This is a genomic window from Pseudomonas sp. GW821-FHT09H03 (assembly GCF_059415945.1).
In genome coordinates, this window is record NZ_JBWKOF010000013.1 from 186073 (window position 1) to 192126 (window position 6054).

At 59.5% G+C, this 6054-nt stretch carries 6 protein-coding genes and 2 pseudogenes; 7 read left to right on the forward strand and 1 reads right to left on the reverse strand.

Annotated elements, in window-relative coordinates; all coding sequences use genetic code 11:
• Position 1 precedes the first annotated feature (1 nt).
• On the forward strand, positions 2-685 hold the full coding sequence (gene mtnC / locus AC07OG_RS19665; RefSeq protein WP_495067849.1) for an acireductone synthase: 684 nt from the start codon (positions 2-4) through the stop codon (positions 683-685).
• A 189-nt stretch (positions 686-874) separates the two neighbouring features.
• On the opposite strand, the gene AC07OG_RS19670 is transcribed toward mtnC, so the two are convergent.
• Positions 875-1150 carry a DUF3509 domain-containing protein gene (locus tag AC07OG_RS19670; protein ID WP_495067850.1) on the reverse strand — a complete coding sequence of 92 codons (276 nt, stop codon included), beginning with the start codon at positions 1148-1150 and terminating at the stop codon, positions 875-877.
• A 342-nt stretch (positions 1151-1492) separates the two neighbouring features.
• Between AC07OG_RS19670 and AC07OG_RS19675 the strand changes: the two genes are divergently transcribed.
• The 6 genes and pseudogenes from AC07OG_RS19675 to AC07OG_RS19700 form a co-directional block, all read left to right on the forward strand.
• Complete coding sequence (locus AC07OG_RS19675; protein WP_495067851.1) at positions 1493-3331, forward strand: long-chain-acyl-CoA synthetase; 1839 nt, start codon at positions 1493-1495, stop codon at positions 3329-3331.
• A gap of 96 nt (positions 3332-3427) precedes the next feature.
• On the forward strand, positions 3428-3946 hold the full coding sequence (locus tag AC07OG_RS19680; RefSeq protein ID WP_060541563.1) for an ankyrin repeat domain-containing protein: 519 nt from the start codon (positions 3428-3430) through the stop codon (positions 3944-3946).
• 132 nt (positions 3947-4078) lie between these two features.
• Complete coding sequence (locus AC07OG_RS19685) at positions 4079-4609, forward strand: hypothetical protein (protein ID WP_495067852.1); 531 nt, start codon at positions 4079-4081, stop codon at positions 4607-4609.
• Positions 4610-4690: 81 nt separating this feature from the next.
• A complete protein-coding gene (locus AC07OG_RS19690) occupies positions 4691-4882 on the forward strand; it encodes a PLDc N-terminal domain-containing protein (RefSeq protein WP_060541565.1) in 192 nt (63 codons plus the stop codon).
• A gap of 253 nt (positions 4883-5135) precedes the next feature.
• Positions 5136-5984 (forward strand): annotated as a pseudogene (speE, locus tag AC07OG_RS19695) (polyamine aminopropyltransferase); the annotation flags it as partial.
• Positions 5980-6054 (forward strand): annotated as a pseudogene (locus tag AC07OG_RS19700) (hypothetical protein); the annotation flags it as partial. The pseudogenes speE and AC07OG_RS19700, both read left to right, overlap by 5 nt.

Consider the following 6054-nt stretch of genomic DNA (forward strand, 5'->3'; position numbering starts at 1 on the left):
GATGCCGATCAAAGCGATTCTCACCGACATTGAGGGCACCACCAGCGCGGTGAGTTTTGTCTTCGACGTGTTGTTCCCCTATGCCGCCAGCCACCTGCCGGACTTCATCCGCCAGAACGCCGAGCGCGCGGACGTGGCCGAGCAATTGGCGGCCGTGCGCCGCGATAGCAATGAACCGGACGCCGACGTCGAGCGGGTGATCGCGATTCTGCTGGGCTGGATTGCCCAAGACCGTAAGGCCACGCCACTCAAGGCGTTGCAAGGTATGGTCTGGGAGCAGGGTTATCAGGCCGGGCAGTTGAAAGGGCATGTGTACCCGGATGCAGTCGATGCGCTCAAGCGCTGGCACCAGGACGGCTATCAACTGTTCGTGTATTCCTCGGGCTCGATCCAGGCCCAGCGCCTGATTTTCGGTTGCTCGGAGGCGGGCGATCTGACGCCGCTGTTCAGCGGCTATTTCGACACCACTTCCGGGCCCAAGCGCGAGGCACAGTCCTACGCCAACATTATCCAGGCGATCAAGGTCGAAGCGGGGCAGATTCTGTTCCTGTCGGATATCGTCGAAGAGCTGGATGCGGCGCGTTTGGCAGGCATGACCACCTGCGGCCTGGCCCGCGAGGGCGGTGAGCTGGCGGGGCATGTAACCGTGGACAGCTTTGCCCGGATCGATCCTGCGGCGATCTAATCCCCCCTGTAGGAGCGAACCTTTGTGGCGAGGGGGCCTGCCCCCGTTGGACTGCGCAGCAGTCCCATTTTCTGGGGCCGCTTCGCGGCCCAACGGGGGCAAGCCCCCTCGCCACAAAGGCCCGCTCCCACAAAGGCCCCCTCGCCACAAAGGTTCGCTCCCACAGAGGGCATGCGACAGATTCCGGGTTTACAGCGAGTGATAAGTCGGCAGGGCAAACCGTTGCTGGCTTTGCAGCATGGAGATTTGCGGCAACTCGCTGGCCTGTTCGGCAAGGTCGCGGCGAATTGCGCCGATGACCCACGTCAGTTGGTCACCATTGTGCAATTGCTGGTAGGAAATCGAGCGTTTGAAGGTCCTGCCTTCGGCACTGAGCGTCAGCAGAATCCCGCCGTCAGGTCGAGCCTGGGTGGTGACTTTGAAGTTGGAGAACAAGGACGAAAATTTTTCTTGAATCAGGCTCATGTCTATCAGCTCCGTGAGTACTTGAATGGCAAGCATGCACAGAGGGTTGCAGTGATTGTGCCAGTATCGACTCCTATAAAAATGCTAATAAAATCAGATACTTACAAATAGAGAAGTTTTTTGATTTCGTGCAATCTGCATGAATGGCCATCGTGCATCCTGCATTTTGCGGGGGCGTTCGGCGTTTTGATGGAACCTTTCGCCAGGCAGGGTTTACCAATCGACAGGTAGCTGCTGCGGATACAAAACATTTCAAAAACCGCGTGTACAGCTCAAGAACCGTTGACGTATTTTCGAGGCAAGTCATCGCCGCCCGACAATAAGAAGACCAACGGGAGCAACATGAGTCGCACGTCGCACGACACCATCACCTGGGGCATGATGCTGCGCAAGCTGCCAGCCATCGCCAAAGCCATTCCCCGAGTGGTGAGGGGCATGAAGGTCGCCAACGTCAAGGATCCCGCCCAACCCTGTGGGTTGGGCTGGAGTTTCGAGCAGGCCGTTTTGCGTAACCCCGAGGGGCCGGCGCTGTTGCAGGACGATGTGATACTCAGCTATGGCGAGGTCAATCAATGGGCCAATCGCATCGCCCATCACTTGATCAGCCAAGGCATCGCCAAGGGCGACGTGGTGGCGGTATTCATCGAAAACCGCCCGGAGCTGTTGGTGACTATCCTGGCTGTGGCCAAGGTCGGCGCGATCAGTGCGTTGCTCAACACCTCGCAAACCCGTGACACCCTGGTACACAGCCTCAACCTGGTGGCGCCGGTGGCGATCGTCGTCGGAGAGGAGTTGGCCCCGGCGTTTCTCGCGGTGCGCGAGCGCGTATCGATCGAGTCGTCGCGCACCTGGTTTGTCGCCGATCAGGACACCTCCCACCAGCCAGGCATTGCTCCGGACGGCTTCGTCAATCTGATGTCCGCCAGCATTGACCAATCCAGCGACAATCCGCTCAGCAGCCAGCAGATCTTCTTCGACGACCCCTGCTTCTATATCTACACCTCCGGTACCACCGGATTGCCCAAGGCCGGCGTGTTCAAGCACGGCCGCTGGATGCGCAGCTCGGCAAGCTTTGGCATGATCGCCCTGGATATGCGCGCCGACGATGTCGTCTATTGCCCCTTGCCGCTATATCACGCCACCGGCCTGTGCGTCTGCTGGGGGGCGGCCGTCAGCGGTGCGGCCGGGTTCGCCATCCGTCGCAAGTTCAGCGCCAGCCGGTTCTGGGGCGACGTGCGCAAATATCGGGCAACCACCATCGGTTACGTTGGCGAGTTATGTCGTTATTTGGTGGATCAACCGCCCAGCGCCGAAGACAGCCGTCATGGTGTGAAGAAAATGGTCGGCAACGGTCTGCGTCCCGGCGCCTGGAACGAGTTCAAGACCCGTTTTGCGGTGAATCATATCTGCGAGTTGTACGCCGCCAGTGACGGCAACATCGGTTTTACCAACATTCTGAATTTCGACAACACCATCGGCTTTTCCCTGATGTCATGGGAACTGGTCGCGTATGACCATGACAGTGGTGAGCCGCTTCGCGACGCCAAGGGTTTGCTGCGCAAGGTTGCCAAGGGCGAGCAAGGCTTGTTGCTGGCGAAAATCTACGAAAAGGCCCCCCTGGACGGTTACACCGACCCTGAGAAAACCGCCAGGGTCGTGCTTCACGATGTGTTCGAAAAGGGCGACCGCTATTTCAATACCGGCGACCTGCTACGCAACATCGGCTTCGGTCATGCGCAATTCGTCGATCGCCTGGGTGACACTTATCGCTGGAAGGGGGAGAACGTTTCGACCACCGAGGTTGAGAACATCCTCTTGCAGCACCCGCATATTTGCGAGGCCGTGGCCTATGGCGTGGAAATTCGCAACACCAATGGCCGCGCCGGGATGGCCGCCATCACGCCCGCCGAGTCCCTGGCGACCCTGGATTTCAGTGAGCTGCTGGCCTTCGCCCGGCAACAGATGCCGGCCTATGCCGTGCCGTTGTTCCTGCGGGTGAAAGTGAAGATGGACACCACCGGGACCTTCAAGTACCAGAAAACCCGGCTCAAGGACGAGGCGTTCGATCCGGACAGGACCGGCGATGACCCGATCTACGCCTGGTTGCCGGGCACTCATACTTACGTTCAGGTGACCGGGCAGTTGCTGGCGGACATTCACAGCGGCAAATACCGATATTGAACATGGCTATGACCGCCCAAGAGAAAAAACAAGTGACAGTGCCCGGGCCACTCGGGAAACTGTCGGCTTTGCGAATGACAGAACGTGGAGTGTCCAATGTCAGATAAAAGCCGCCAGATGACCCCCGAGGAAGCTGCCGAATTTGCCGAACAGGTATTCAACAAGGCGCGCGAGGGCGATGCGGCCATGATGGCAGCGCTGCTGACCAAGGGGCTGCCGCCGAACCTGCGCAACCACAAGGGCGACACTTTGCTGATGCTGGCCGCGTATCACGGTCATGTGGAAACGGTGAAAGTCCTGCTCGAGCACAAGGCCGACCCGGAAATCCGTAACGACAATGGCCAGAGTCCGATCGCCGGTGCCGCTTTCAAGGGCGACCTGGCAGTGATCAAGGCCTTGGTCGAAGGTGGGGCGCAGGTAGAAGGTTCGTCTTTCGACGGCCGCACGGCGCTGATGATGGCGGCGATGTTCAACCGCGTCGAAGTGGTCGACTACCTGATCAGCAAAGGTGCCGATGCCCAGGCCAAGGATGCCAATGGCATTACCGCCCTGGATGCGGCCAGGACCATGGGCGCTGTCGATACCGTGGCGCAGCTTGAGAAGTTGGCTGGCTGAAGCAGAGTCCTGTCGGGAGAGGGTGTGCCTGTGGTGAGGGGGCTTGCCACAGGTCATGCCAGCCTCAGCACACAGCCCACGAATGCGCTATCCTTCGCGCCCTCAAAATGACCTCTCCACAGGATTCGCCCCATGAAAGCCGCACTCGTCGAACTCATCAGCAAAATCAGCTCCGGGTGCATGGGCGATGACGAAATTCTCAAGGTCGCCGACGAAGCCGCCCAGGCGTACGCCGACGCCGACGCATTTCTGGCCGCCAACCCGGACATCAACTACGACGACAGCTTCCCGATCCCGCTGGGTGAATGGGTCGTGGTCGGCAGCCTGCCGGAGACCGTGCTGTTTCAGGCCGATACCTACACGGACCTGTTCGCGCAGATCGTTGCCTCGTTCGGCCCGGGCGTCGATTTCAATCTCAAGCCCAAGCAACTGGCCAAGACTGAAGCCCTGACTGCTCTCAATCGCATTCAGGTGCAGATGAGCAGCCTGAACAAGGAAAACGGCGGTTACACGCTGATGAACTTCAGTCATCTGCTCGATGACGAGTTGCAGGTGGTGCTGGTCTTCGGCGACGACGTGCCACGGGTGCTGGAACTCTGTGCCCAGGTCGGTATCGCCGCAGCACCCTCCCTGGAAGCCCTGAAAGTGGCGATCCACGTCTGAAAGCAAAATGCTGGCAATAAAACGGAACCCTGGCGATGACCGTCTATCCTAAGAGGGATTTCCACTCTTAGGGGCGACACCATGGGTTCCACGTTCAACAGTCTGGTTGCATTGATCATTTTCGTCCTGGATATCTGGGCGATCATCAACGTGTTCAAAAGTAGTGCCGGGACCGGGGCCAAAGTCCTCTGGGTACTGTTGATCGCGCTGCTGCCGGTGCTGGGGCTGATCATCTGGGCCATTGCCGGGCCGCGCGGGAATGTGCGGGTCTAGACAAGCGACACTGAACCTGTGGGAGCGTGGCAAGCCCGCGATGGGATCACAGGTGTACCTGACAGACCATGGCGCCTGTATCGCGGGCAAGCCACGCTCCTACAGGGGATTGTGGCAAGCCGGACAACTGAGGTTCGACCTGTCATGTCCGGCGACGTAGAATGCGCGCCTTTCCCGGCCAATCGATCCGATCGACTGGCCATCATGGGCGGGTAACCGTCCGTTGCCTCCCGCATTCATCGGAGCACTTCCCATGAGCAACATCCCTGCCAGCGACTACCTGGAAACCCTCTACGAAGGCTACGGCCAGCGTTTTCGCATGGAAAAACTGCTGCACGAAGTGCGCACCGAACACCAGCACCTGGTGATTTTCGAAAACCCGCGCATGGGCCGGGTGATGGCGCTGGACGGCGTTATCCAGACCACCGAGGCCGATGAGTTCATCTACCACGAGATGCTGACCCACGTACCAATCCTCGCCCATGGCGCAGCCAAGCGCGTGCTGATCATCGGTGGCGGTGACGGCGGCATGTTGCGTGAAGTGGCCAAGCACGGCGGCGTCGAGCACATCACCATGGTCGAGATCGACGGCACCGTGGTCGATATGTGCAAGGAGTTCTTGCCGAACCACTCCAATGGCGCGTTCGATGATCCACGCCTGAACCTGGTGATCGACGACGGCATGCGCTTCGTCGCCACCACCACTGAAAAATTCGACGTGATCATTTCCGACTCCACCGACCCGATCGGCCCGGGCGAAGTACTGTTCTCGGAAAACTTTTACCAGGCCTGCCATCGCTGCCTGAACGAAGGCGGCATCCTGGTGACCCAGAACGGCACGCCGTTCATGCAGATCGAGGAAGTAAAAACCACCGCCGGTCGCCTGCACAGCCTGTTCCCGGACTGGCACTTCTACCAGGCGGCCGTGCCGACCTACATTGGCGGCTCGATGACCTTTGCCTGGGGTGCGACCGATACCGCTTATCGCAAGCTGTCCCGTGAAACCCTGCAGCAGCGCTTCATCGGCAGCGGTATCGTCACCCGCTACTACAATCCGGAGATCCACATCGGCGCCTTCGCCTTGCCGCAATACGTATTGCAGTGTGCACTGGGAATGCCTGGCAGCAATGCAGGAAGCGTTTCCGCGGGTGGCCATGAGTACCCGTCTGTTC